Here is a 24,301-nt window from a genome sequence, read left to right as displayed (position 1 = left end):
TGATCAAGAGAGTAGAAAATTGCGGTTACGGTCGAACCTGAAAACATCCTTGTTCCTCGCGTGTGCCTTGGGCCTTGCGGCGTGCTCCTCCACTCCGTCGAGACTGGCCGGCCTGCCGGAGCGCGTCGAACTCAATGGCGTGCCGACCTTTCGCAGCGAGGCTTACCAAAGCGGTCCTACGTCTTTAGCCAGCATGCTGTCGCAACAAGGCATTGTCATGACACCGGGGCTGTTGGATAAACCGTTGCATCTGCCGGGCGGCGAAGCCGACCTTGAGCGCAACATGCAGGTGCTGGCGCGCGAGTACGGGCTGATGGTGTATCCGCTGGAGGCCAAGCTGACGGCAGTGCTGGCCCAGGTGGCGGCGGGTTATCCGGTGATGGCGCGGATTGGCGGCGGGCTGTGGTCGGATGCGCACTACGTGGTCGTGGTGGGGTTCAACCAGCAGAAAAGCACGGTGTTGTTGCGCTCGGGGATGGATCGACGCTTGCTGATGAGCTTCAGCGACTTTGAGTCCAAATGGAAAAGCGCCGGCAGTTGGGCAATCCTCACCCAGCGCCCGAGCCAGTTGCCGGCGAATGTAGATGCACAACGGTGGCGGGACTCGGCGAATGCGACGGCCCAGGCCGGGCAGGAGCGGGCGGCGGCGCAGGCGCTGAAGGTGTTGGCGGAACGCAAATAAACAAACGGCGCTATCAAAGCGCCGTTTTTTATGTCGCTTAGCGACGGGCTTCAGCAGCGTTGGGGCGATTCTTCAGGTTCTTGTCGGCCTTGTAGCGCAGCGCCACATCCGGCACCGAACCGCTCTTGCCGGTCTCGACCCAATTGCGGATACGGCTGGCATCGGCAAAGTGGGTGAATTTGCCGAAGGCATCCAGGATCACCAACGACACCGGACGGTTGCCCATGCTGGTCACCAGCACCAGACAGTGGCCGGCCTGGTTGGTGAAACCGGTCTTGGTCAGCTTGATATCCCAGTTGGCGCGGTTGATCAGGTGGTCAGTGTTGGAGAAACCCAGGGTGTAGTTGGGCTTGCGGAACGACACGGTCTTTTCCTTGGTGGTGCTCAATTGGCTCAGCAGCGGGTAGTGACGCGCGGCGGCCAGCAGCTTGCTCAGGTCGCGGGCGGTGGACACGTTGTGGATCGACAGGCCAGTGGGTTCTACATAATGAGTACTGGTCATGCCCAGCGCCTTGGCCTTGGCGTTCATTGCCGCGATGAACGCCGGGTAGCCGCCTGGGTAGTGGTGGGCCAAGCTGGCCGCGGCGCGGTTCTCCGAGGACATCAAAGCGATCAACAGCATTTCTTTGCGCGGCATTTCGCTGCCGATTTTCACGCGGGAGAACACGCCTTTCATTTCCGGCGTGTCCTTGATGTTGATGTCGATGTATTCGTCCATGTTCTGCTTGGCTTCCAGCACGATCAGACCGGTCATCAACTTGCTCACCGAGGCGATGGGTACCACCACGTCGGGGTTGCTGGAATAGATGACTTTGTTGGTCTGCAGGTCCACCAGCATGGCGCTGCCGGAAGCGATTTGCAGTTTGGACGTGTCACGCGGGGCCAGGGTGGTTTCGGCGGCGTGCGCGAAGGTGCCTGTGAAAGCAAAAAATAGGCTGACAATAGAAAGACGAATTTTCACGCGGATGAACTCGCTAAAAGTAAGGAAATACCGTTCGTGAACGGTTTTTTGATAAATGCCGTTACATTTTAGGAGTATGGATCAGAAACTGTCGAATGTTCTTCTAGAACCCGATGAAAGTTCTTAAAAACTAAGAAAAAACAGGGTTTATCGCGGGCAATAAAAAGCCCTGCGATAAGGCAGGGCTTTTTCAGTACGCCTGGTTATTAAGCGTGCAGGGTCTCTGCGGCGTACAGGGTGTTTTCCAGCAGGCAAGCGCGGGTCATCGGGCCGACGCCGCCTGGCACTGGGGTGATCCAGCCGGCACGGGGCAGGGCGGTTTCGTACACCACATCGCCCACCAGCTTGCCGTCGTCCTGGCGGTTGATGCCCACGTCGATGACGATGGCGCCTTCCTTGATCCATTCACCTTTGACCAGTCCTGGCTTGCCGGCAGCAACCACAACCAGGTCGGCGCGGCCGACGTGGCCGGCGAGGTCTTTGGTGAAACGGTGGGTGACGGTCACAGTGCAACCGGCCAGCAACAATTCCATGGCCATCGGGCGGCCGACGATGTTGGAGGCGCCGACCACGACTGCATCGAGGCCGTACAGGTCGACACCGGTGCTTTCCAGCAGGGTCATGATGCCTTTTGGCGTGCACGGGCGCAGCAGTGGGATGCGCTGGGCCAGGCGGCCGACGTTATAAGGGTGGAAACCGTCGACGTCTTTGTCGGGGCGAATGCGCTCCAGCAATTTGGAGGCGTCCAGATGTTCGGGCAATGGCAGTTGCAGCAGGATGCCATCGATCTTCGGGTCGTCGTTGAGGCTGTCGATCAGGTCGGTCAGGGCCTGCTGGGTGGTTTCGGAAGGCAAGTCGTAGGCCTTGGAAATAAAGCCGACCTCTTCACAGTCTTTACGCTTGTGCGAGACATAAACCTGAGAGGCAGGATCGCTGCCGACCAGGATCACCGCGAGGCCAGGCGTGCGCAGGCCTTGCTGGCTGCGCTCGGTGACTCGTTTGGCGATCTGCTGGCGCAGGCTGGCGGCGATTGATTTGCCGTCGATAAGTTGTGCAGTCATTACGCGTGATTAACCATCGAGAGGGGGAAGAAAAGTGCGCGCATTCTCGCATGCCAGGACGTGAGGGCAAAGGCGCTTGGTCTGCAAATTGCCCTAACCCCTTAAATAAAATCAGTTTTTTTCAAAAAAGATTTGACGGGTTTCGAGGGCGTCTATACTATTCGTCGCACTTGTCGGGCACAGCCTAGCACTGGTTAAGAAGGTCGAGCAGAATAGCGTGTTGTTCTGTAAGGCTGGAAGCACTTAGTTTGTAATCCTCCAAGAGTACAGATTAATCAGGCGCCCGTAGCTCAGCTGGATAGAGCATCCGCCTTCTAAGCGGATGGTCGCAGGTTCGAGTCCTGCCGGGTGCGCCATTAGGCAGCTTTGGCACAAGTAGCGCTATATGGTGGGCGTAGCTCAGTTGGTAGAGCACGGGATTGTGACTCCCGTTGTCGAGGGTTCGATCCCCTTCGTCCACCCCATATTTTAAAAGGCGCCAGATTAATCGTCTGGCGCCTTTGCTTTAAGAGCTTCAAGCGCGGATGTGGTGGAATTGGTAGACACACTGGATTTAGGTTCCAGCGCCGCGAGGCGTAAGAGTTCGAGTCTCTTCATCCGCACCAAATAAAGCTTGGTTCTGTCGAAAGGCAGGGCAGGGCTCGACAAAGAAGTGGTTTGGTTTCTTTGTTAACGCAATATGGTGGGCGTAGCTCAGTTGGTAGAGCACGGGATTGTGACTCCCGTTGTCGAGGGTTCGATCCCCTTCGTCCACCCCATATTCGAAAGGCGCCAGATTTAACAGTCTGGCGCCTTTTTTGGTTTCAGCGGTTCGAAATATCCAGCGGCTGCAGGTAATGGGGCGCGATGGCAGGGCGTTTCGTCGTATTTATGTATCTCGATGATGCTGCGCTGCCTGCCAGCCCTGTTTGCGGGGTTGGCCGTCAGGGAGATGGATGACGACTTCTTCTATATATAGAAGGGGCGGCGCAGAGCCCTGGCGTGATGGGTTGTATTTGTCACCGGGGCGAGGTGCATCCGTGCCTTCGTACCGATAAATTGCCGGCTGTTTTCGGGCGTATTTGCAGTAGGGTGACTTCTTGAGTTTGACCCACTAGAATGCATGCCCTTGATTGGGGTCGGAAATGGCCGGCTAACGTCTGTGCAACGAGGAATATCCATGCAAGTTTCTGTTGAAAATACTACTGCTATCGAGCGTCGCCTGAGCATCACCGTGCCGGCTGAGCGCATCGAAACTGCGGTCAACAAGCGTCTGCAGCAGACTGCCCAGAAGGCCAAGATCGCTGGTTTCCGTCCAGGCAAAGTGCCAATGAGCGAAATCAAGCGCCGTTTTGGTGCCGATGCGCGCCAGGAAGCTGTTGGTGACGTGATCCAGGCTTCGTTCTACGAAGCTGTTGTTGAGCACAAGCTGAACCCAGCAGGTTCGCCTTCTATCGAGCCTAAGTCCCTGGAAGCTGGCAAGGACCTGGAATACGTTGCAACGTTCGAAGTGTTCCCTGAATTTGAAGTGGCCGGTTTCGAAGGTATCGAAATCGAGCGTCTGAGCGCCGAAGTGGCTGATTCGGACCTGGACAACATGCTGGAAATCCTGCGCAAGCAGAACACCCGTTTCGAAGTGGCCGACCGCGCTGCCCAGAACGAAGACCAGCTGAACATCGATTTCGTTGGCAAGGTTGACGGCGAAGTCTTCGCTGGCGGCTCCGCCAAGGGTACTCAGCTGGTGCTGGGTTCCAACCGCATGATCCCGGGCTTCGAAGACGGCCTGGTTGGCGCCAAAGCCGGCGAAGAGCGCGTTCTGAACCTGACCTTCCCTGCTGACTACCAGAACCTGGACCTGGCTGGCAAAGCCGCCGAGTTCACCGTGACCGTCAACAGCGTTTCCGAGCCTAAGCTGCCAGAGCTGAACGAAGAGTTCTTCGCTCAATTCGGTATCAAGGAAACCGGCATCGAAGGCTTCCGCACCGAAGTTCGCAAGAACATGGAGCGCGAGCTGCGTCAGGCCATCAAGTCCAAGGTCAAGAACCAGGTCATGGACGGTCTGCTGGCCGCCAACCCGATCGAAGTGCCTAAGGCCCTGCTGTCCAACGAAGTGGATCGCCTGCGCGTTCAAGCTGTCCAGCAGTTTGGTGGCAACATCAAGCCTGACCAACTGCCGGCCGAGCTGTTCGAAGAGCAAGCCAAGCGCCGCGTTGTGCTGGGCCTGATCGTGGCTGAAGTGGTCAAGCAGTTCGACCTCAAGCCTGACGAAGACCGCGTTCGCGAAATGATCCAGGAAATGGCTTCGGCCTACCAGGAGCCTGAGCAGGTCGTGGCTTGGTACTACAAGAACGATCAGCAACTGAACGAAGTGCGTTCGGTTGTGCTGGAAGAACAAGTTGTGGATACTGTTCTGCAGAAGGCTAAGGTGACCGATAAAGCGGTCTCTTACGAAGAAGCAGTCAAACCGGCGGAAGCAGCACAAGCCGACTGATTGTCCAACTCGTTGGAAATACAACCATAAGCCAGCCTCGCGCTGGCTTATGCGTTTTCAAGACATGACTATTTGGGAGTAACTGCAGAGCATGTTCCGTAATTCCTATATTCAGCAGAACTCTGATGTCCAGGCCGCTGGCGGCCTGGTCCCGATGGTTGTCGAGCAGTCCGCTCGTGGCGAACGCGCCTACGACATCTACTCGCGCCTGCTCAAGGAGCGAGTGATCTTTCTGGTGGGCCCCGTAGAGGACTACATGGCCAACCTGATCTGTGCGCAGCTGCTGTTCCTTGAAGCGGAAAACCCGGACAAGGACATCCATCTCTATATCAACTCGCCGGGCGGTTCGGTGACAGCAGGTATGTCGATCTACGACACCATGCAGTTCATCAAGCCGAACGTCTCGACCACGTGCATTGGCCAGGCCTGCAGCATGGGTGCATTCCTGCTGACCGCGGGTGCCGAAGGCAAGCGTTTCTGCCTGCCGAATTCGCGCGTGATGATTCACCAGCCACTGGGCGGTTTCCAGGGCCAGGCGTCGGACATCGAAATCCACGCCAAGGAAATCCTGTTTATTCGCGAGCGCCTCAATACGTTGATGGCCAAGCACAGCGGGCACACCCTGGAAGAAATCGAGCGCGATACCAACCGCGACAACTTCATGAGTGCCGAAGCTGCGAAAGCATATGGGTTGATCGACGACGTGATCAGCCAGCGCCCCGCTTAATATAAGCTGCTCAAAATAGGGCTGGTCGGCATGTCCGACCACTGGCGGGCTTGAAAAAGCCCGCATAAGCCTTCATCTTGTGTTGCAAGCCTATCGGATTTGGATCGAACGAATGACTGACACCCGCAACGGCGAGGACAACGGCAAGCTGCTCTATTGCTCCTTCTGTGGCAAAAGCCAGCATGAAGTGCGCAAATTGATTGCCGGCCCCTCGGTCTTTATCTGCGACGAGTGCGTCGACCTGTGCAATGACATCATCCGTGAGGAGGTGCAGGAAGCCCAGGCCGAAAGCAGCGCGCATAAATTGCCTTCGCCTAAAGAAATCAGCGGCATCCTTGACCAGTACGTGATTGGTCAAGAGCGTGCAAAGAAGGTTCTAGCCGTAGCGGTGTACAACCACTACAAACGCTTGAACCAGCGTGACAAGAAAGGCGACGAAGTTGAGCTCGGCAAGAGCAACATCTTGCTGATCGGTCCTACAGGCTCGGGTAAAACCCTGCTGGCAGAGACCCTCGCTCGCCTGCTGAACGTTCCGTTCACCATCGCCGACGCCACCACCCTCACCGAGGCTGGCTATGTGGGTGAAGACGTCGAGAACATCATTCAGAAACTGCTGCAGAAGTGCGACTACGACGTAGAGAAAGCCCAGATGGGTATTGTCTACATCGACGAAATCGACAAAATTTCGCGCAAGTCGGACAACCCGTCGATCACCCGGGACGTTTCCGGTGAAGGCGTGCAGCAAGCCCTGTTGAAACTGATCGAAGGCACGGTCGCTTCCGTACCGCCACAAGGCGGCCGCAAGCACCCGCAGCAGGAATTCCTTCAGGTTGATACGCGCAACATCCTGTTTATCTGTGGTGGTGCGTTCTCCGGCCTGGAAAAAGTCATCCAGCAGCGTTCGACCCGTGGCGGCATCGGCTTCAGTGCCGAAGTGCGCAGCAAGGAAGAAGGCAAGAAGGTTGGCGAGTCCCTGCGTGAAGTCGAGCCTGACGATCTGGTCAAGTTCGGTCTGATCCCGGAATTCGTGGGTCGTCTGCCAGTCCTGGCGACGTTGGATGAGCTGGATGAGGCTGCTCTGATTCAGATCCTCACCGAGCCGAAAAACGCCCTGACCAAGCAGTACGCCAAGTTGTTCGAGATGGAAGGTGTAGACCTCGAGTTCCGTACCGACGCCCTCAAATCGGTGGCCAAGCGGGCACTGGAGCGCAAGACCGGTGCACGTGGCCTGCGTTCGATTCTGGAAGGCGTGTTGCTCGACACCATGTACGAAATCCCCTCGCAGTCCGAGGTGAGTAAAGTGGTGATCGACGAAAGCGTTATAGAAGGTAAGTCCAAGCCACTGTATATCTACGAAAACAGTGAGCCGGCTGCCAAGGCTGCGCCCGACGCGTAAGCGTTCCGCAGTTTCGGTATAAACAAAGGGGCCTCCAGGGGCCCCTTTGTTTTTACGGCGTTTTTACCCCAAAGCGTTTACTGCGTTTAACTGCTGGCAATAAGCTTGTTTTTTTTGCATACAGCCCCCATCTTGGTTTCAAGCTTATTTTTCATCTGTCATAGAGGCGAAATCATGAAGACCACCATTGAATTGCCTCTCCTGCCGTTGCGTGATGTCGTCGTCTATCCGCACATGGTTATCCCGCTGTTCGTGGGGCGCGAGAAGTCTATCGAAGCCCTCGAGGCCGCGATGACGGGCGACAAGCAAATCCTGCTGTTGGCCCAGAAGAATCCTGCTGATGATGATCCAGGCGAAGACGCCCTGTATCGCGTTGGTACCATTGCGACCGTGCTGCAACTGCTCAAGCTGCCAGATGGCACCGTCAAGGTGCTGGTGGAAGGTGAGCAGCGTGGTGCGGTCGAGCGTTTCATGGAGGTGGATGGCCACCTGCGCGCTGAAGTGGCGCTGATCGACGAAGTCGAGGCCCCTGAGCGCGAGTCCGAAGTGTTTGTACGCAGCCTGCTCTCGCAGTTCGAGCAGTATGTGCAGTTGGGCAAGAAAGTCCCGGCTGAAGTCCTGTCTTCCCTCAACAGCATCGATGAGCCAAGTCGCCTGGTCGACACCATGGCCGCGCACATGGCGCTGAAGATCGAACAGAAGCAGGACATCCTTGAAATCATCGACCTGTCGGCGCGTGTCGAACACGTGCTGGCGCTGCTGGATGCCGAAATCGACCTGTTGCAGGTCGAGAAGCGCATCCGTGGTCGCGTGAAGAAACAAATGGAGCGCAGCCAGCGCGAGTACTACCTGAATGAGCAGATGAAGGCCATTCAGAAAGAACTTGGCGACAGCGAGGAAGGCCACAACGAAATCGAAGAGCTGAAAAAGCGCATCGATGCCGCTGGCCTGCCGAAAGACGCCCTGACCAAAGCCACTGCCGAGCTGAACAAGCTCAAGCAGATGTCGCCGATGTCGGCCGAAGCCACCGTGGTGCGCTCCTACATCGACTGGCTGGTGCAAGTGCCGTGGAAGGCCCAGACCAAAGTGCGCCTGGACCTGGCGCGTGCCGAAGACATTCTCGATGCCGACCACTATGGCCTTGAAGAAGTCAAAGAACGCATCCTCGAATATCTCGCTGTGCAAAAGCGCGTGAAGAAGATTCGCGGTCCGGTGTTGTGCCTGGTGGGTCCGCCTGGCGTGGGTAAAACCTCGCTGGCTGAGTCGATTGCCAATGCCACCAACCGTAAATTCGTGCGCATGGCCCTCGGTGGTGTGCGTGATGAAGCGGAAATCCGTGGTCATCGCCGCACTTACATCGGTTCGATGCCAGGAAGATTGATTCAAAAGATGACAAAAGTGGGCGTGCGCAACCCGCTGTTCCTGCTCGATGAAATCGACAAAATGGGCAGCGACATGCGTGGCGATCCAGCGTCGGCGTTGCTGGAAGTGCTCGACCCCGAGCAAAACCACAATTTTAACGACCATTACCTGGAAGTCGACTACGATCTTTCCGACGTAATGTTCCTGTGCACCTCCAACTCCATGAACATCCCGCCGGCATTGCTGGACCGGATGGAAGTGATTCGTCTGCCGGGTTATACCGAAGACGAGAAGATCAATATCGCCGTCAAATACCTCGCGCCCAAGCAGATTTCGGCCAACGGCCTGAAGAAGGGCGAGATCGAATTCGAGGTCGAGGCGATCCGCGACATCGTGCGTTACTACACTCGCGAGGCCGGTGTGCGGGGCTTGGAGCGCCAGATTGCGAAGATTTGCCGCAAGGCGGTCAAAGAGCATGCATTGGAAAAACGCTTCTCGGTGAAAGTAGTTGCCGACTCCCTGGAACACTTCCTGGGCGTGAAGAAATTCCGCTACGGCTTGGCCGAGCAGCAGGATCAAGTAGGGCAGGTGACTGGCCTGGCGTGGACCCAGGTGGGTGGCGAGTTGCTGACCATCGAAGCCGCTGTCATCCCTGGCAAGGGCCAACTGATCAAGACCGGTTCCCTGGGTGACGTAATGGTTGAATCCATCACCGCCGCGCAGACCGTGGTGCGCAGCCGCGCCAAGAGCCTGGGGATCCCCCTGGACTTCCACGAGAAGCACGACACGCACATCCACATGCCGGAAGGGGCGACCCCGAAAGACGGCCCTAGCGCTGGCGTAGGCATGTGCACGGCCTTGGTGTCGGCATTGACGGGCATTCCGGTGCGCGCCGATGTCGCCATGACCGGGGAAATCACCCTGCGTGGTCAGGTATTGGCCATCGGTGGTCTGAAAGAGAAATTGCTTGCTGCACACCGGGGTGGTATCAAGACGGTGATCATTCCTGAAGAGAATGTTCGCGACTTGAAGGAAATTCCTGACAACATCAAGCAGGATCTGCAGATTAAACCGGTTAAATGGATTGACGAGGTCCTGCAAATTGCGCTGCAATACGCGCCGGAGCCCTTGCCGGATGTGGCTCCGGAGATAGTTGCCAAGGACGAAAAACGCGAGTCTGATTCCAAGGAAAGAATTAGCACGCATTAATGTGTTAAAGCCTGGGGGGCTTCCTTGACAGCTTTTTAGAGCCCTTGTTATAAAGCGGCTCTTAAGTGTCTGTAGGCCATTCAGCACTGGTTTTTGCTTTCACCAAAAAACTTAGAATCATACTCAATAGATATATAAGGGGACTTAGAGTGAACAAGTCGGAACTGATTGATGCTATCGCTGCATCCGCTGATATCCCGAAAGCTGCTGCTGGCCGTGCGCTGGATGCAGTAATCGAATCCGTCACTGGCGCTCTGAAGGCCGGCGACTCCGTGGTCCTGGTAGGCTTCGGTACTTTCTCTGTGACTGACCGCCCAGCTCGCACTGGCCGTAACCCACAGACTGGCAAAGCACTGCAGATCGCTGCTGCCAAGAAACCAGGTTTCAAAGCCGGTAAAGCCCTGAAAGAAGCTGTTAACTAAGCTTCGATCCAGCCTTTACCTACCCGGGACGAACGTAGGTTCGACCTGGGAGCGGAGCGGCGGCAGACCCACGTATGCATAGGGTCGCGAAGCCGGGGGGAGAACCAAAGCCCCCGTCCGCTCCGCCAGTTGCGAGAAGGCGCATCCTTGGATGCGCCTTTCTTATATCCGTACTCTACCCACGCTCCACGGTTGCCTATTCTTGAAGTTCAACCGTTTCTGGGGGACGCATGCTGCAAAATATCAGGGACAATTCACAAGGCTGGATTGCCAAGACCATTATCGGGATCATCGTCGCATTGATGGCGTTCACCGGTATCGAGGCCATTTTCCAGGCTTCGGGTAACAGTAAGCAGGACGTGGCCAAGGTCAACGGTGAAGAAATCACCCAGACCGAACTGAGCCAGGCCGTCGACATGCAACGTCGCCAGCTGATGCAACAGCTGGGCAAGGATTTCGATGCCTCCCTGCTGGATGAAAAACTGCTGCGCGAAGCGGCCCTCAAGGGTCTGATCGATCGCAAGCTGTTGCTGCAAGGTGCAGCTGACTCCAAGTTTGGCTTCTCTGAAGCTGCGCTGGACCAGGTAATCCTGCAGACACCGGAATTCCAGGTGGACGGCAAGTTCAACGCCGAACGCTTTGACCAGGTGATCCGTCAACTGGGCTACAGCCGTATGCAATTCCGTCAGATGCTGACCCAGGAAATGCTGATCGGTCAGGTTCGCGCAGGTATTGCCGGCAGCGGTTTCGTCACCGATGCCGAAGTGCTGGCATTTGCGCGTCTGGAAAAACAGACCCGCGACTTCGCCACCGTCAACATCAAGGCCAACCCTGCCGCGGTCAAACTCACCGACGACGAGGTCAAGGCTTACTACGACCAGCACGCCAAAGAGTTCATGACCCCGGACCAGGTGGTCATCGACTACCTGGAACTGAAGAAGTCTTCCTTCTTCGACCAGGTCAGCGTGAAGGACGAAGAGCTGCAGGCGGCCTATCAGAAAGAAACCGCCAACCTCGCTGAACAGCGTCGTGCCGCGCACATCCTGATCGAAGTCAATGACAAGGTCACCGACGCGCAAGCCAAGGCCAAGATCGAAGAAATCCAGGCACGCCTGGCCAAGGGTGAGAAGTTCGAAGCCCTGGCCAAGGAGTTCTCCCAGGATCCAGGTTCGGCCAACAGTGGCGGCGACCTCGGCTTTGCCGGCCCTGGCGTCTATGACCCGGACTTCGAAACCGCCTTGTACGCGTTGAACAAGGACCAGGTCTCGGCACCGGTACGCAGCACCTTCGGTTGGCACTTGATCAAGCTGTTGGGCGTTGAGGCACCGCAAGTGCCGACGTTTGCCAGCCTGAAAGACAAGCTGACCAAAGAGCTCAAGACCCAGCAGGTTGAGCAACGTTTTGTCGAAGCGACCAAGCAATTGGAAGACGCAGCATTCGAAGCCTCCGACCTGGCCCAGCCGGCGTCCGACCTGAAACTGACCGTTCACACCTCCGCGCCGTTTGGCCGTGACGGTGGCGAAGGTGTTGCGGCCAACCGTGCCGTCGTCACCGCAGCGTTCAGCCCGGAAGTACTGGATGAAGGTGCCAACAGCACCGCCATCGAACTGGACCCGGAAACCATCATCGTGCTGCGTGCCAAGGAGCATCTGAAGCCTTCGCAACTGCCGCTGGAAAGCGTCAATGCGGCGATTCGCACGCAGATGGCCAAGGAGCGCGCCAGCGCAGCTGCCAAAGCTCATGCTGACGAGTTGATCGCCAGTCTGCGTGATGGCAAGACTGCGCTGAACCAGCCGGTCGACGGCCAGGCGTGGAAAGTCACTGAAGCGGCCACCCGTGGCCAGGAAGCGATCGACCCTGCCGTGCTGCAAGCCCTGTTCCGCATGCCCAAGCCTGCGGCCAAGGACAAGCCGACCTTCACCACCGTGACCCTGGCGGATGGTAGCCTGGTGATCGTGCGCTTGAACGGTGTCAACGAAGCTGCTGCCCCAACGGACGAAGAAAAGGCGCAATACCGCCGCTTCCTCGCCTCCCGTGTCGGCCAGCAGGACTTCGCGGCGTACCGCAAGCAGTTGGAAACCAAGGCTGACATCAAGAAGTTCTGATGTCGGTTTGAACAAAAAGCCCCCGGCCTGAAAAGACCGGGGGCTTTTTCATGTGCGCTAGACTGGTCGCTCGTTAACGCCAGCCAGGGAGTTTCAAGCGTGTCCATTCAAGGAGTAGAAGCGTGGGTGATCCGTCGCGCGAGTGCAGCGGATGTCCCGGCAGTGTTGCAGGTGTTTGATGGTGTGATCGCCTGGTTCGTGAGTAGGGGCAATACGGCTCAATGGGGTACTGAGCCCTGGTCGGCACTGCCACGGCGAGTCGATCAAGTCACGCAGGCTTGCGTGTTGCCGGGTGCTTGGGTAGTCGAGGCGCCAGACGGGCTTATCCTGGCAGCACTGGTGCTGGGTGAGTCGATGCCTTACGTGCCGGCAGCCTGCCAGCCGGAAGTCTATGTGCGATTGCTGATCGCCGCGCGTGACGTGCGTGCCCGTGGGCTGGGTCGACGGCTGCTGGCCTTCGCCGACGACCAAGCCCGTGCTGCTGGAGCGAGGCGCCTGCGGGTGGACTGCTATGCCGGTGGCACCGGGGAGCTTGTGCGGTTTTATGAAGCGTGCGGGTATCAGCGTCTCTCAACGTTCGAGCTGGAAGGATGGCCGGGCCAGTTGTTGGGACGCAACCTGTGAGGCCCCGATCAGCGCCAGTAGCATCAGTAGCACAATTGCCCATGGAAACGCGGTGACGCCCCAGCCCTGAAGCAAAACACCGCCCGCCAGCCCACCACCTGCTATCCCGAGGTTCCACACGGTCACCAGCATCGACTGGGCGGCGTCCGCCGACTCACCCGCTGATTTGGCCAGCGCTGTTTGCAGCAGTGCAGGCAGCCCGCCGAACGCCAGGCCCCACAACGCGACGGCGAGATAGATGACCGCGGGCACGTTCATCCAGAAGGCCAGTGCCAAGGCAATCACGCCAAACAGTGCGCAACTGATCAGCAGCAGTGCGCGCAGCCATCGATCAATCAGCACGCCGGCCAGCCAGATGCTCAACAAAGCGGCGAGGCCGAACACCAACAGCACTCGGTCGATATCCGCAGTAATGCCGGCTGGCACCAGCAGCGGAGCGATATAGGTGTACAGGACGTTGTGGGCCAACACGTAGGTCAAGGTCACCCACAGCACCGGACGAATCCCCGGCAAGGCCAGCACTTGATGCAGGCCCAGGCGTTTTCCAGCCGGTTCGCCCGCAAAATCCGGCAGTTGCCAACGCGCCCATACCAAGAGCACCAATGTCAGCCCGGTCATGATCGCAAAGCTCAGCCGCCAGCCGACCGCGGCGCCCAGAAAGGTGCCGGCGGGCACCCCCAGTGACAGCGCCAACGGTGCGCCAAGCATGGCCACCGCAATCGCGCGGCCTTGCAGATGAGGTGCCACCATTCGGCTGGCATAACCCGCTAGAAGTGCCCACAGCAGCCCGGCAAACACGCCGGCGAAGAAGCGTGCGACGAGGGTCAGCCCGTAGTGGCTGGAAAGGGCGGTCACGCTGTTGACCAAAGCAAAGCCGCCAATCGCGATAAGCAGCAGAGGGCGGCGTCGCCAGCCTCGGGTCAACAGCGTCAGGGGGATGGCCGCCAGCAGTGATCCGAGGGCGTACAGCGTGACCAATTGGCCCACCAGTGCGGGTGACACGTCCAAGCCTTCGCCCATTTGTGGCAAGAGACCGGCGGGCATGGCTTCGGTGAGGATGGTGATAAAACCGGCACTGGCCAAGGCCAGCAGGCCACCCAATGGCAGCGTTTCCCGCTGGACATTCACGGGGGAATCAGTAAGGGAGGTCATCGTGCTCTATCCATGCAAAAGGGCAAGCAGGCAGGGTAGGGGGCTGTGGTCGGCGGAAAAACAGGCTAAGGTTCCGAACTTATCGGACTTCAACGTCCGCAATCATCGAGGACTTTTTCATGGACAGCCTGGGCAGCCTTTCCGTCTTCGTGCAGGTGGCGGAGACCCGCAGCTTCACCGCTGCCGGGCGTGTGCTGGGCGTGTCGTCTTCAGCCATCGGCAAAAGCATTGCGCGGATGGAAGAACGCCTGGGCGTGCGGTTGTTTCACCGCAGCACCCGCAGCATCACCTTGACCAGCGAAGGTGCGCTGTTCCTTGAGCGCTCGCGGCGCATCCTGGCTGAGGTCGAGGCCGCCGAACGGGAGCTGACCGAAGCCAGCGCCACACCGCGCGGCAAGTTGCGCATCAGCGTGCCGCAAGTGCGTGGCCTGTTGATGCCGGTGATCAGCGACTTCATGCGCGCCTATCCTGAGATTGAGTTGGATGTGGATTTTTCCGACCGCATGGTGGATGTGATCGAGGAAGGGTTCGACGCGGTGATTCGCACCGGCAAGCCTGAAGACTCTCGGCTGATGGCCCGTCACCTGGGGCATTACCAGTTAGTGCTGGTGGGAACACCGGGGTATTTTCGTCAGCACGGCACACCGCAGCAGCCGCAGCAGTTGAGCGAGCATGCCTGCCTGCGCCACAAGTTTTGTGCGACCGGCAAACTGGAGCACTGGCCGCTGCGACTTGTCCCCGGCACCTCGGATCCTGTTTTACGCGCCCCGCTGGTAAGCACCACGATTGAATCCCTCAACCATGTGGTGCACGAAGGCCTGGGTATTGCCTGTCTGCCGGACTACATGGTCAATCAGGCGGTGAGCGAAGGACGTCTGCAGCGGGTGCTGGATGATTATCTGGAGCACCGGGGGAGCTTCTGGATGTTATGGCCATCAAGTCGCCATGCCTCGGCCAAACTGCGCGTGTTTATTGATCATATGTGTGCTGGGCTGTTTCCTACGGGCGGCGTCGCGTAAGGCTGTGACGTTTTACCGACAGGAATGCGCGCGCCAAGGCAGCGTTCTGTTGCACAATACCGCCCGGACCGTTTTCCTCAGGATTTTCAATGTCGACATCATTTCACTTGCGTAGCCTCGGGCTGGCGCTGGTGCTGGCGGGCGCCGCGGGCTGCTCGTCACCCAAGACCGCCATTTATGAACATGAGAATTTCGACGACTCCGGTACGTTTTCCCGGGATTACCCGGTCACTGACGTTGCAGCGTGCGAAGCCGCGCGGCGTGCCTTGCTGAGCCAGGGCTACATCATCACCAGCAGCGATCCGAAACTGGTGGTGGGCAACAAAAGCTTCCAGCAGACCGGCGAGACCCATCTGCAGATCAGCTTCAACGTGGTGTGTGCCGATGATGGCAAAGGCACCCAGCATTCGACGATGTTCGCCAACGCCCTTCAGGATCGCTATGCGCTGAAGAAGGTCAACAATTCCGCGAGCCTGGGTGTGGGCGTGCTGGGTTCGGTGTCGATGCCGATCGGCTCCACCGATGACTCCATGGTGAAGGTGGCCAGCGAGACGGTGTCCGCGCCGAAGTTCTACGAGCGTTACTTTGCGCTGGTGGACGTGTTCCTCCCGCAAGAGGTGAAGAAGGCCGAGAACATTCCTGAGAAGCCCAAGGCTGAACTCGGCGTGCCGGAACCTAAAGCCGCACCCGCCGCCGAGAAGGTCGAGCCTGCGAAGGAAGAACCCGCTGTTTCACAGCCGGTAGCGCCACCCGTCGAAGCTGCGCCGATTGCGCCGCAAGCCGAGCCTGCACCGGCCACCAGCAACCCGGACCTGCCACCGCCGACAGAAGCGATTCCACCGCTGCCGACACCCGCGCAGTAATTCGGTGAGGCTAAATCCGCACAACGCTGCTACGTTTGATACTTGAGTGCAGGAACGTCATGACGCCGACATTTTTTCGTCATGACGGCACTTTAGGCTGGTGATGCAGGTCATTTACCTGAAGCCACTCTTAACTCAAGAAGGAGTCCACCATGGACGATTACCAGGAAGAACTGCTGGAGTACCACGCGATTGAGTTGGACCCGCTGGAACCGGCTGACGACGCTACAGAGCTGTAATACCGACTTCAGGCGGAATGCCGCTGACTGCGGCGAAATTCCCCTGGGGTCTGGTTGTTCCATCGCCTGAAGGCCCGTTGAAACGCCTGGGCCGAGGCAAAACCGAGCAAGTAGGCGATCTCGCCGAACGCCAGTTCCGTATCGCGGATGTAGGTCATGGCCAGGTCGCGGCGGGTGTCATTGAGAATCGCGCGGAACTGAGTGCCTTCGTCGGCCAGTTTGCGGCGCAGCGTCCAGGTGGGCAGCTTCAAGCGTGCCGCCACTTCTTCCAGGTCGGGTTCCCGGCCGCCGTTGAGCATGGGCCCGAGCAAGCGGGTAATGCGCTCGCGCAGGCTGCGGGTGCGGGTCAATTGCTCCAACTCTCTCTCACAAAGTTGTAACAACAGGTTCCAGGTGCTGGGGCAATGCTGTGGGTTGCGCAGGGCCAACGTCTGCTGGTTGAGGCGCAGTTGGTTGGCCTCGGCGCCGAAGTGGATGTCTCCCAGCACGCTGTACTGATCGCTGTATTCCGGTGCCTCGAACTCGATGTCGATGCGCTGCGCCTGCACCGGTTGCTGGGCCAGGCTCGACAGTTGATGCAGCCAGCCGGCGATGATCGAGTCCACCACAAAGCGGTTGTAGGCGTTGTAGGGGCTGATGGAATAGAACCGCAACCAGGCGCCTTCGGCATCTTCGGCAAAGCTCGACTGCCCGCGATAATTGGAGCCGTACAGCGCTTCAAAGCGAGTCAATGCGCGCGCCGCCTCGCGTACGTTGGGCGCTTGCGCGGCAGTGACGCCCGCCAGCCCGGCCTGGCTCAAACGGCTGAGCTGGCCCATGCGCAGACCCAGGCCCGCGTCGCCGGTCAGTTGGATGGCGGCATGGCCCAGGCGCATATAGCGCGGGATCGACAACCGTGCACCCGCCTCAGCCAGACGCGCCGGGTCGAGGCCGTATTGCAGCAGCAGCGGTTGCGGGTCCTGGCCGTGGCTGTGAATGGCATCGACCAGGGTGTGCACGAAGCCCACCGACAGATCACCCAGCCGTACGGGCTTCACAGCCAGATATTCAACAGGCGCGCGCCACGGGCTTCGCCATCGGCGTTGACTTGCCCGTTGCTGCTGAGAAAACTGTGCCCGGCCGTGCCCAGGTCCCAGAACTGGCCCCGCAGGAACACACTCATGCCGGCGCTGGCCTGGCTGACCGGTGGCTGGCTGATCAGGGTCAGGCGACGCCAGGCTTCGCCCTCACTGAGTTCTTCGGGCTTGAGGCTGATTTCGGTCGGCGTGGACACGCTTTTGAAGCCGCGCCAAGGGCGGTCCCAGGTATCGCGGCCCAGCACAAAGGCCGGCACGGCGATCAACTGGGCGCCTTGTTCGTTGAGTTTGCGGTAGTTGTCCGGGTACCAGCTGTCGCTGCCCACCAGTACGCCCAGGCGTCCCGCCGGAGTGTCGACCACGCTGACGACGTTTTCATCACCCGGCTCGATAAAGCCGCGCTCGTCATAGATCGGGTAGAGCTGGCGCTGCGGATCGCCGATCGGCAAGCCATCGGCGGCAAACACCACGCTGGCGTTGTACAAGGCGCCATGGCCGACGCGCAGTTGGCCCTGGCTGACACTCGGGTTGGGCAGGGTGATGGAGCCGGCCACCAAGGTGACACCGAACTCCTTGGCCAGGCCACCGAACAGCACTTGATAGTCCCGCGCCATGCCGTCGGCTTTCATGCGCAGGTAGGCGTCGTCGGTGCGGTTGTCGCCGGTGGCGCTGATCCAGGCGCGGGCGAACAGCAGTGGGTTGCTCACCGACAACCAATTCATCGCATCCTTGGCGTGGAGGGCTTGGTACACCTCGTTCTTTTCGCCGGTGAGCATCAGCCAGGTGCCGATGTGTTCCGGTAGCACGACGATGGTCTTGTCGTTGATCAGCCCCTGGTCGCGGGCTTTTTGCAGGTAGGCCGCGAGCTTCAGGTGCAGCCGTTCCAGGCTCTGGTAATCGGCGGGGAACAGCTCCGGCTGGATGCCCAGCAGGTTGCCTCGGTCGGCCGGCAGGCCTTCGTTGACGGCGAGGGTGATGCGCAGGTCCGACAGGTAATGCGCCACGGGGCGCTCCTGGGTCCAGACCAGATACGCGGCGGCGGCGGCAACCAGGGCCATGGTGACGGTAAAAGCGAGAAGTTTACGCATGGGGCAACAGACAACAGACCGTGTGTAGGGTTCGCGACTAGGGTAGGGCCCATGAGCGGGCTTGCCAAGGGGCGCTGTGCATTTGGATCAATAACTTGTCAGTTTCAGTCATTGAGCCGTCGTCCACTGCCTCTTAGTCTGTGGGACATAAACCGATGGCAGGCCATTCGAGCCTGCCACGTCCCGTGATGATCCGTTGTGGAGCTTGACCATGACCGCTGCTGCCTACCCGCACCTGCTGGCCCCGTTGGACCTGGGTTTTACCACCTTGCGCAACCGCACCCTGATGGGGTCGATGCACACAGGCCTGGAAGAAAAACCCGGCGGTTTCGAGCGCATGGCGGCCTACTTTGCCGAGCGCGCCCGTGGCGGCGTGGGCTTGATGGTCACCGGCGGTATCGGCCCGAATGATGAGGGCGGTGTTTACGCGGGCGCAGCCAAGCTGACCACCGACGAAGAAGCGCAGAAACATAAGATCGTGACCCAGGCCGTGCACGAGGCGGGCGGCAAGATCTGCATGCAGATCCTCCACGCCGGCCGCTATGCCTACAGCCCCAAGCAGGTCGCCCCGAGCGCGATCCAGGCGCCGATCAACCCGTTCAAGCCCAAGGAGCTGGACGAAGAGGGCATCGAAAAGCAGATCCAGGATTTCGTCACCTGCTCGTTGCTGGCCCAGGTGGCTGAGTACGACGGCGTGGAAATCATGGGTTCCGAAGGTTATTTCATTAACCAATTCCTCGCGGCTCACACCAACCACCGTACCGACCGTTGGGGTGGCAGCTACGAAAACCGTATGCGCCTGGCCGTAGAAATCGTGCGCCGTGTGCGTGAGGCCGTGGGCCCGAACTTCATCATTATCTTCCGCCTGTCGATGCTCGACCTGGTGGAAGGCGGCAGCACCTGGGAAGAAATCGTGCAACTGGCCAAGGCCATCGAAGGTGCCGGCGCGACCATTATCAACACCGGGATCGGCTGGCACGAAGCACGCATCCCGACCATCGCCACCAAGGTGCCCCGTGGCGCGTTCAGCAAAGTCACCGCCAAGCTGCGCGGTGCGGTGCAGATTCCGCTGATCACCACCAACCGCATCAACACCCCGGAAATCGCCGAGCAGATTCTGGCAGAGGGCGACGCCGACATGGTCTCCATGGCGCGGCCGTTCCTGGCTGACCCAGACTTCGTCAACAAAGCTGCCGCCGGGCGTGCCGATGAGATCAACACCTGCATCGGCTGCAACCAGGCCTGTCTGGACCATACCTTCGGCGGCAAGTTGACCACCTGCCTGGTCAACCCTCGGGCGTGCTACGAGACTGAACTCAATTACCTGCCGGTCAGACAGATCAAGAAGATCGCTGTGGTGGGTGCTGGTCCTGCGGGCCTGGCGGCTGCCACGGTGGCGGCAGAGCGCGGTCATCAAGTGACCCTGTTCGATTCCGCCAGCGAAATCGGCGGCCAGTTCAACATCGCCAAGCGTGTGCCGGGCAAGGAAGAGTTTTTCGAAACCCTTCGCTACTTCAAGCGCAAATTGCAGACCACCCACGTCGAACTGTGCCTCGACACCCGCGTCGATGTGGCGCAACTCACGGCAGGCGGTTACGACGAGATCATCCTCGCCACCGGTATTGCGCCGCGTACCCCGGCGATTCCAGGCGTCGACAATGCCAAGGTGCTGAGCTACCTGGATGTGATCCTGGAGCGCAAGCCGGTGGGCAAGCGCGTCGCGGTGATCGGTGCGGGCGGTATCGGGTTCGACGTCTCGGAATTCCTTGTGCACCAGGGCGTGTCCACCAGCCTGGACCGCGAAGCGTTCTGGAAGGAATGGGGCATCGACACCCAGCTGCAAGCCCGAGGCGGCGTGGCCGGGATCAAGGCCCAGGTGCATGCCCCGGCGCGTGAAGTGTTCCTGCTGCAGCGCAAGACCTCCAAGGTCGGCGACGGCCTGGGCAAGACCACCGGCTGGATCCACCGCACCGGCTTGAAGAACAAACAGGTGCAGATGCTCAACAGCGTCGAATACCTCAAGATTGATGATGAAGGCCTGCACATCCGTATCGGCGCCGAGGGCGAACCCCAGGTGCTGGCGGTGGACAACATCGTCATCTGCGCCGGCCAGGACCCGTTGCGCGAATTGCAGGACGGCCTGGTCGCGGCCGGCCAGAATGTGCACCTGATCGGCGGCGCCGACGTGGCGGCCGAGCTGGACGCCAAGCGCGCCATCAACCAGGGCTCGCGCCTCGCCGCCGAGCTGTAAGACCCGAAGCGGGGCGGTGTTAGACTACCGCCCCGTTTTTCATGCAGGTCCCTCCCGATGGGTCCCTTCGATTGGCTGCCCCACGCACCGCTTGAACCTTTGCGCCTGGATTGGCTGGGAGGTGTCGAGCTGGCCGTGTTGCGCCTGGACCGCATCGACCCGCTGATCAGCGGCAACAAGTGGTTCAAGCTCACCGGGCACTTGGCGCGGGCGCAAAACGCTCGCGGCGTCATCAGCCTGGGCGGTGCCTACTCCAACCACCTGCATGCGTTGGCGGCGGCGGGAAAACGCTTCGGTTTTCCCACGGTTGGCCTGCTGCGCGGGCATCCTCAAGACACTCCCACAATCCAAGACCTGGACGCCTTCGGCATGCAGCTGCATTGGCTGGGGTATGGCGGCTATCGTGCGCGGCATGAGCCGGGCTTTTGGCAACCTTGGCGTGTGCAATATCCCGATCTCCATCCCGTACCCGAAGGCGGTGGCGGGCTTGCCGGTGCGATTGGCTGTGGTGTGCTGGTCGAGCAGGTTCGCGCGCAGTTGCCCACGCTGGGCTGGGCGGATTACGACGCGTGGTGGTTGGCGGCGGGTACGGGGACGACCTTGGCCGGTTTGGTGCTGGCGGAAGCGGGCGCGCACCCGGTGTATGGCGCCATGGCAGTGCCGGATGACCACGGCGTGGCACAGAACGTCGACGCCCTTGTGCAGGACGGCTATGAATTGCTGGATGCCAGCCGAGGTGGCTTCGCCAACGTCGACCCGGTGCTGCTTGACTTCATAGACGCCACGCAACAAGCCTGCGGCTTGCCCTTGGAGCCGCTCTACACCGGCAAGGCCTTACTCGCATTGAAGCAACAGATCGAGGCCGGGCGCTTCACCCCCGGTACTCGCCTGATCTTCGTCCACACCGGCGGCCTTCAGGGCAACCGGGGCTTCATGGGTTAGCGCGCTTGCCTGGCATCATGCGTAACGCCGTGTTGTCCCGCAGGATGTAGTGGTGGGCAATCCCCGCCAGCGCATGCAGCCCGATCAGCCAATAACCGACCTTGCCGAACCACACATGCCAGCCTTCGATCTCCTTGGCCAGTGCCTTGTTCTCGCCAATCAACGGCGGCAATTCCATCCCGTAGAACATCACCGAATGCCCTTCGGCACTGACGATCAGCCAACCGGCAATCGGCATGCCGATCATCAACGCGTAGAGCGCGACGTGCATCAGGGTGGCCAACAGGCTCTGCCATTGCGGCGGTGCCGGTACGATCTTCGGCGCCACGCCAAGGCTGCGTGCGAACAACCGCAACCACACCAGCACAAACACCGTGAGGCCGAACATAAAGTGCATCTCGACGATCAACGTCCGCGCACCGCTGCCTTTGGGAAACTGGCCGCGTAATTCAATGCAGGCGTAGACCACCGCCAGCAGCACCACCATCAACCAGTGCAACGCGATCGACATGGTGCTGTAACGTGTATCGGAGTTTTTCCACGGCATCGCTGGTTTCCTCACTCATCAGGGCAAACCTCCATTCTTTGGTGATGGAGTCCTTTAACTGTATGCCGGTTTTGAGCGGTTTGCCTGGCGTAAGTGCCGTGGTTTTGACCTCGGTCAGTGGCTCTGCGGCATTTCCCCACGGGCCAGCCGTGCGTTGATGTCGCTGATGACCGCAGGCAGGTCATTGAGGGTGTCGATCAGGTAGTGCGGGCGCGAGCCTTCGAACATCGCCTCGATGCGTTGGCGCTCGCTGGCCAGGGTTGTGGCGTCCAGGTTGCGGAACTGTTCGTAGGTCAGGCCCAGCGCATTGCCGGAGCAGGTCAGGGCCACGGTCCACATGCCGGCGCGACGGCCTTCGAGGATACCCGGCACGGTGTCGTCGACCTTCACGCACGCCGCCACATCATCGATACCCAGCGCGATCACGTTGGCCAGGGCCTGGGCCGGCCAGGGGCGACCGTTGGGCACTTCGTCGGTGGCGATCACGTGGTCGGCGATGTAGCCGTTGGTGGCGGCCAGGGCGACGACCTTATCCATGACCTGCTTGGGGTAGCCGGAGCAGGAGCCGATCTTGATACCTTGCACTCGCAGCCGGGCAATGGTGTCGAGGGCGCCGGGGATCAACGCCGAGTGTTCGGCGATCTTCTCGATCTGCAACGGCATGAAGCGCTGGTAGATGGCGGTTACGTCGTCATCGGTTGGCGTGCGGCCGAACGCCTTGCGGTAGCGTTCGGCAACCTGCGGTTGGTCGCAAAGGGTGCGGATGTGGTCCCACTTGCCCATGCCCATCGGGCCACGGGCTTCTTCGATGGAGACCTGCACGTCGAACTCGGCAAAGGCCTCGACGAAGATCTGCGTGGGAGCGAAAGAGCCGAAGTCGACCACGGTGCCGGCCCAGTCGAGGATCACCGCTTGCAGGGTGTTGGGGTTCTGATAGTTCATGCGTGTGCTCCGGAAGAAGAAAGGGTGATGCCCATGGCGTGCAGTACGTCGGCGATGGCGGTGACGGCGGCGTGCATGTCGGCTGCGTCCACATGCCCGATGCAGCCCACGCGGAAGGTTTCCACCTGGGTCAATTTGCCCGGATACAGGATGAAACCCTTGGCCTTGACCCGTTCGTAGAAGTCCTTGAACTGGTAGCGCGGGTGTTGTGGGGCGTGGAAGGTGACGATGATCGGCGCCTGGATTTGCGCCGGCAGGAAGCTGCGCAGGCCCAGTTCGGCCATGCCGTCGAGCAGTGCCTGGCAGTTGCGTGCATAGCGTTGATGGCGGGCGGGCAAGCCGCCTTCCTCGGCGTATTGCAGCAGCGCTTCGTGCAGGGCCGCCACCACATGGGTCGGCGGGGTGAAGCGCCATTGGCCGGTCTTGGCCATGTAGGCGTGCTGGTCGAACAGGTCCATCGCCAGGGAGTGGCAATTGCCTTGGGCTGCAGCCAGTGCTTGTTTATCGGTGAAGACAAAACCCATTCCCGGTACGCCTTCCAGGCACTTGCCTGATGCGGCGATCAGCGCATCGAACGGCACGTCGCGGGCATCGATCGGCAGCGCACCAAAGGAACTCATGGCGTCGATGATCAGGCGCTTGCCGTGGGTTTTCACGACCTGGGCGATCTCGGCCAGGGGGTTGAGGATGCCGGTGCTGGTTTCGCAATGGATCAGCGCGACGTGGGTGATGGCCGGGTCGGCTTGCAGCAGGCGGTCCACGTCGGCGGCGGTAGTGGGTTGGTCTTCGGCGGTTTCAAAGGTGCTGAACTCGCGGCCGAGCACTTCGCAGATTTTCGCCAGGCGCTTGCCGTAGGCGCCGTTGACCAACACCAACACCTTGCCGTTGCGCGGCACCAGGGTGCCGATGGCGGCTTCGACGGCGAAGGTGCCGCTGCCTTGCAACGGCACGCAGTGGTGGCTGGCCGCGCCGTCGATGATTGCCAGCAACTGCTCGCAGACGCTGGCGGTGAGCTGGTTGAAGCGGTCGTCCCAGGAGCCCCAATCCACCATCATGGCCTGGCGGGTGCGGGCGGAGGTGGTCAGCGGGCCGGGCGTGAGCAGGATGGGCGTCGTCATTACTAGTCCTCGCGAAGCATCGGATGAATCTACGGCGCCTAAATT

At 59.8% G+C, this 24,301-nt stretch carries 20 protein-coding genes and 4 tRNA genes; 16 read left to right on the top strand and 8 right to left on the bottom strand.

The genetic code is table 11. From position 1 onward, the window contains the following. Positions 1 to 19 precede the first annotated feature (19 nt). Positions 20 to 682 carry a C39 family peptidase gene (locus OZ428_RS21555; protein WP_033903273.1) on the top strand — a complete coding sequence of 221 codons (663 nt, stop codon included), beginning with the start codon at positions 20 to 22 and terminating at the stop codon, positions 680 to 682. Positions 683 to 719: 37 nt separating this feature from the next. Here the strand turns inward: OZ428_RS21555 and pbpG are convergent, their stop codons facing one another. After that, entirely contained in the window at positions 720 to 1,643 is a 924-nt protein-coding gene (gene pbpG, locus OZ428_RS21550) for a D-alanyl-D-alanine endopeptidase (protein ID WP_269131222.1), read from the bottom strand. A gap of 206 nt (positions 1,644 to 1,849) precedes the next feature. Then, complete coding sequence (gene folD, locus OZ428_RS21545; RefSeq protein WP_061448970.1) at positions 1,850 to 2,704, bottom strand: bifunctional methylenetetrahydrofolate dehydrogenase/methenyltetrahydrofolate cyclohydrolase FolD; 855 nt, start codon at positions 2,702 to 2,704, stop codon at positions 1,850 to 1,852. Positions 2,705 to 2,983: 279 nt separating this feature from the next. On the opposite strand from folD, the gene OZ428_RS21540 reads away from it, so the two are divergent. The 11 genes from OZ428_RS21540 to OZ428_RS21490 all read left to right on the top strand — a co-directional run bounded on the left by OZ428_RS21540 (position 2,984) and on the right by OZ428_RS21490 (position 13,019). Next, positions 2,984 to 3,060 (top strand) — tRNA-Arg (locus tag OZ428_RS21540). Positions 3,061 to 3,092: 32 nt separating this feature from the next. Next, positions 3,093 to 3,168 (top strand) — tRNA-His (locus OZ428_RS21535). A 56-nt stretch (positions 3,169 to 3,224) separates the two neighbouring features. Next, a tRNA-Leu gene (locus tag OZ428_RS21530) sits at positions 3,225 to 3,309 on the top strand. A gap of 77 nt (positions 3,310 to 3,386) precedes the next feature. Further along, a tRNA-His gene (locus OZ428_RS21525) sits at positions 3,387 to 3,462 on the top strand. Between the two features lie 401 nt (positions 3,463 to 3,863). Next, positions 3,864 to 5,174: a trigger factor gene (gene tig, locus OZ428_RS21520; RefSeq protein ID WP_177110590.1), complete on the top strand. Its 1,311-nt coding sequence runs from the start codon at positions 3,864 to 3,866 to the stop codon at positions 5,172 to 5,174. Between the two features lie 91 nt (positions 5,175 to 5,265). Next, positions 5,266 to 5,901, top strand: a complete 636-nt coding sequence (gene clpP / locus OZ428_RS21515) for an ATP-dependent Clp endopeptidase proteolytic subunit ClpP (protein WP_033903269.1) — start codon at positions 5,266 to 5,268, stop codon at positions 5,899 to 5,901. A gap of 112 nt (positions 5,902 to 6,013) precedes the next feature. Further along, positions 6,014 to 7,297: an ATP-dependent Clp protease ATP-binding subunit ClpX gene (gene clpX / locus OZ428_RS21510; RefSeq protein ID WP_010209414.1), complete on the top strand. Its 1,284-nt coding sequence runs from the start codon at positions 6,014 to 6,016 to the stop codon at positions 7,295 to 7,297. Positions 7,298 to 7,471: 174 nt separating this feature from the next. Beyond that, complete coding sequence (gene lon, locus OZ428_RS21505; protein ID WP_033903268.1) at positions 7,472 to 9,868, top strand: endopeptidase La; 2,397 nt, start codon at positions 7,472 to 7,474, stop codon at positions 9,866 to 9,868. Positions 9,869 to 10,017: 149 nt separating this feature from the next. Further along, positions 10,018 to 10,290 (top strand): HU family DNA-binding protein, encoded by a 273-nt coding sequence (locus tag OZ428_RS21500; RefSeq protein ID WP_003174819.1) that lies wholly within the window; start codon positions 10,018 to 10,020, stop codon positions 10,288 to 10,290. A gap of 230 nt (positions 10,291 to 10,520) precedes the next feature. After that, entirely contained in the window at positions 10,521 to 12,395 is a 1,875-nt protein-coding gene (locus OZ428_RS21495; protein ID WP_269131221.1) for a SurA N-terminal domain-containing protein, read from the top strand. 99 nt (positions 12,396 to 12,494) lie between these two features. Then, positions 12,495 to 13,019, top strand: coding sequence for a GNAT family N-acetyltransferase (locus OZ428_RS21490; protein ID WP_269131220.1), 525 nt, complete (start codon positions 12,495 to 12,497; stop codon positions 13,017 to 13,019). On the opposite strand, the gene OZ428_RS21485 is transcribed toward OZ428_RS21490, so the two are convergent. Continuing rightward, on the bottom strand, positions 12,966 to 14,171 hold the full coding sequence (locus tag OZ428_RS21485) for an MFS transporter (protein ID WP_269131219.1): 1,206 nt from the start codon (positions 14,169 to 14,171) through the stop codon (positions 12,966 to 12,968). The two genes, OZ428_RS21490 and OZ428_RS21485, sit on opposite strands and share 54 nt — an antisense overlap. Positions 14,172 to 14,290: 119 nt before the next feature. Here OZ428_RS21485 and OZ428_RS21480 point away from each other — a divergent pair, with 119 nt between their 5' ends. Beyond that, positions 14,291 to 15,190, top strand: a complete 900-nt coding sequence (locus tag OZ428_RS21480) for a LysR substrate-binding domain-containing protein (RefSeq protein WP_269131218.1) — start codon at positions 14,291 to 14,293, stop codon at positions 15,188 to 15,190. 89 nt (positions 15,191 to 15,279) lie between these two features. Continuing rightward, complete coding sequence (locus OZ428_RS21475) at positions 15,280 to 16,053, top strand: DUF2242 domain-containing protein (protein WP_038844054.1); 774 nt, start codon at positions 15,280 to 15,282, stop codon at positions 16,051 to 16,053. 247 nt (positions 16,054 to 16,300) lie between these two features. Here the strand turns inward: OZ428_RS21475 and OZ428_RS21470 are convergent, their stop codons facing one another. Both OZ428_RS21470 and OZ428_RS21465 read right to left on the bottom strand, forming a co-directional pair. After that, a complete protein-coding gene (locus OZ428_RS21470) occupies positions 16,301 to 17,329 on the bottom strand; it encodes an AraC family transcriptional regulator (protein WP_269131217.1) in 1,029 nt (342 codons plus the stop codon). After that, a complete protein-coding gene (locus OZ428_RS21465; RefSeq protein ID WP_269131216.1) occupies positions 17,326 to 18,456 on the bottom strand; it encodes a carbon-nitrogen hydrolase family protein in 1,131 nt (376 codons plus the stop codon). The genes OZ428_RS21470 and OZ428_RS21465 overlap by 4 nt, the downstream gene beginning before the upstream one ends. Before the next feature lie 211 nt (positions 18,457 to 18,667). Here OZ428_RS21465 and OZ428_RS21460 point away from each other — a divergent pair, with 211 nt between their 5' ends. Beyond that, a complete protein-coding gene (locus OZ428_RS21460) occupies positions 18,668 to 20,707 on the top strand; it encodes an NADPH-dependent 2,4-dienoyl-CoA reductase (protein ID WP_269131215.1) in 2,040 nt (679 codons plus the stop codon). A gap of 57 nt (positions 20,708 to 20,764) precedes the next feature. Then, positions 20,765 to 21,649 carry a 1-aminocyclopropane-1-carboxylate deaminase/D-cysteine desulfhydrase gene (locus OZ428_RS21455; protein ID WP_269131214.1) on the top strand — a complete coding sequence of 295 codons (885 nt, stop codon included), beginning with the start codon at positions 20,765 to 20,767 and terminating at the stop codon, positions 21,647 to 21,649. On the opposite strand, the gene OZ428_RS21450 is transcribed toward OZ428_RS21455, so the two are convergent. The 3 genes from OZ428_RS21450 to OZ428_RS21440 form a co-directional block, all read right to left on the bottom strand. After that, on the bottom strand, positions 21,639 to 22,196 hold the full coding sequence (locus tag OZ428_RS21450) for a cytochrome b (protein WP_016976132.1): 558 nt from the start codon (positions 22,194 to 22,196) through the stop codon (positions 21,639 to 21,641). The genes OZ428_RS21455 and OZ428_RS21450 overlap by 11 nt on opposite strands. A gap of 114 nt (positions 22,197 to 22,310) precedes the next feature. Next, a complete protein-coding gene (phnX, locus tag OZ428_RS21445; protein ID WP_269131213.1) occupies positions 22,311 to 23,138 on the bottom strand; it encodes a phosphonoacetaldehyde hydrolase in 828 nt (275 codons plus the stop codon). Then, entirely contained in the window at positions 23,135 to 24,256 is a 1,122-nt protein-coding gene (locus OZ428_RS21440) for a 2-aminoethylphosphonate--pyruvate transaminase (RefSeq protein WP_269131212.1), read from the bottom strand. Before OZ428_RS21440 ends, phnX begins: the two co-directional genes overlap by 4 nt. Positions 24,257 to 24,301 lie beyond the last annotated feature (45 nt).

It is taken from the genome of Pseudomonas sp. GXZC, from assembly GCF_026967615.1.
Classification (GTDB): Bacteria; Pseudomonadota; Gammaproteobacteria; order Pseudomonadales; family Pseudomonadaceae; genus Aquipseudomonas; species Aquipseudomonas azotoformans_A.
This window is presented reverse-complemented; position numbering and strand designations above follow the sequence as displayed.